2 protein-coding genes are annotated in these 2,446 nt (G+C 65.4%); both read left to right on the forward strand.

The annotated features are described in order from the left end of the window. Nucleotides 1-309 (forward strand): hypothetical protein (locus EB084_23710; GenBank protein ID NDD31268.1); only part of this gene is annotated, 309 nt, incomplete at its 5' end. A 1,685-nt stretch (nucleotides 310-1,994) separates the two neighbouring features. After that, nucleotides 1,995-2,446: LysM peptidoglycan-binding domain-containing protein (locus EB084_23715; protein ID NDD31269.1), on the forward strand; the 452-nt coding region annotated here is incomplete at its 3' end.

The following is a 2,446-nucleotide window of genomic DNA, read 5'->3' on the forward strand; positions in this document are numbered from 1 at the left end:
AACAACTACCGCCTGCTCTACACTGTCAACGAATCGTGGGTGGTGAGCCCAATCGTGCTCGATCTCTCTGGCACAGGCGTTCTCGACGCCTCGGGTGGGCAGTGGCTGCCCCACGGTGAGAAGAAGCTGCAGGGCCGCGTCATCCGCTACGACATGAATGGCAACGGGCTCGACGTCTTCACGGAGTGGGTGGGTCCGAAGGCGGGCCTGCTGGTCGAGCCGAAGGCCGACGGCACCGTCGACGTGTCGTGCCTCTTCGGCACCTACGGCGGATTCGAGAACGCCCTGTCGCGGTGCTGCCCCGCCTGACATCAGGCTCGTAGCACCCCACACCGCAGAGAGACGCCCCAAGCGGGCGTCTCTCTGCGTTCTGTCCCGTGTGCACCCGAAGCGCGTGATGGTTCGTAAGACCGTGACAAAAATCTTATCCACGAATATTTGCCCACAACCGCGCCCACGGCGCTGCTTATCCACCGAATCCACAGCATTTCACACATTGACGCTGATTTAACGCAATGCTACGATGCGGTTGTCGGTGACGGAAACGTGGTCGACAGGGGCGTCGCAAGCCGAAAGGCACGTGCCCGCGTCATCAGTCTCACGACTGATGGCCGTCAAGGAATAGACGTGAACACCCTCTCTGAACGGCTGGTTGACGGTCGCGCAGGGTGTCCGCTCGACAGACATCGAGGGTTTACCTCGATGCTGGCAAGCAGCTGCGAGGGCCGCTCGAAAGGGCGTCCCACAGGCAGACCGAGCAGCCTCCTCGAGGCCCGCTCGAGAAAGCCCCTCAGACGGGCAGCTCCACTCCTGATTGGGGTGGAGACGACGAGGTCACGTCGGCGCTCTCGGGCGCCAACGTGCGGAGGGCTCGACCCTCCGGAACGCTGTGGGCTCCTGCTCACAGCCGTCGGAACGAGGCACCCACGGGCGCTTCGTCCCGCCAGGAACGCGTGATGGCTCCGGCCGTCACAAAGAAGTGTGCCCAGACTCCCGACGGGGAAGCTGGTCACCTGTGCAGCCCAGGCTGCACGGCATCCCTGCCGCGAGTGGTCGTCAGACCGCTCACGGGCCGAGCCACCGCGACACCAGAAGCGGGGGCAGACGCCAAGACCTTCGGGTCGAGGCGCGTGTCGGACAGGTCTGGGCACCACCTCCGTGGGGTGCCGAGGCACACGGTCGCAGCGTCGGTGTCGACGCCGCGGCGCCAGCTGAAATGCGGTCCCGGGAATACCGCACGAGGCGAGGCGCCACGCGCTCCTACAGGGGCAGAGACCCGTGTGAGGGCGAATCTGCAACGATTCACACCACCGCCCGCCACACACCGTCGAACGACGGTAACGGCCACGGCAGCGAGGCCCGCGACATGTGCGCGATGCCTCGAAAGGCCTCCTCTCGCGAGGGGGCGCGGCACACGACCCAGCGATGGGCCGCAGCCGAATGTGGATGGCTTCTTCGGAAGGGTCTGCTCGCAAGCAAGGCAGCGCTTCCGTGGCTCGTCGCACGAGCCTGCGTCCTGGCCTTCGACGCTGACCGAGAGGTCACGAACTCCTCGAACACGGTCTGCCTCATCCAGCGGCTGACGCGCTCCTCGCGAGCGCTATGGGGTCTCTACCCGCCCGGGGCAAGAGCACTCCACACAGGTCGAGTGCCGCGCAGGCCAGAAGCGCGGCAGTTCCTCTCCAGAGGGGCTGGGCTGAGATGCATTCGGGTGGCCGGAGCGCATCTGACTGAGTAAATGGTGCTCTGACCGAGAGGTCGTTGCAACGCACACGGGCCACAGCGGGGGTCGCCCCGTCTCTAGCGCGAAAGCACGGCGCTGATCACGCCGGCCGGCATTCGCGAAGCGGCCAGAAAGACAGCGGACAACGTCCGTCGGGTGTCACCGCCCTCGCCCTGGAGCAGAGCCTCCAGGGCGTCTTTCGTTCTCACGCTTCCCGCCAGGCCGAAGAAGGCCCTTGAACTCCCTTCAAGCCCTGCGGTAGAATGGGCAGGTGAGACGCTACCTGGCTTTAGGAGCCGCCTTCCTTCTCCTGTCTGCAACGGCTCGGGCCGACGCAGGCTTTGCCATTCACCAGATCCGGCCAGGCGAGACCCTCCCCGTCATCGCAGAGACCAGCGGCTCGAGCGTGCAAGCGCTTCTCGAGGCAAACCCCGACATCGATGCGCACGCGCTGCAGCCTGGCACGACGATACGCATCCCGGCGAACGACCGCTGGCTCCACTACACGGTGGTTCGGGGAGACACCATGTTCGCAGTGGCCCGGCGCTTCGACACGACGGTCGAAGAGATTCGAACAGCCAGCAGACTTGATGGCACGCAGCTCGAGGTCGGCAATACGCCGACGGAGGTGATCGACCGCGCCGACGAGGCGCTCTACTACGTCAAGGAACACGGCCGCGACAACGTGGCCGTGTTCGAGCAACTGGTCGCCAGCGGCAAGCT

The sequence above is a fragment of the Pseudomonadota bacterium genome (genome assembly GCA_010028905.1).
GTDB lineage: Bacteria > Vulcanimicrobiota > Xenobia > RGZZ01 > RGZZ01 > RGZZ01.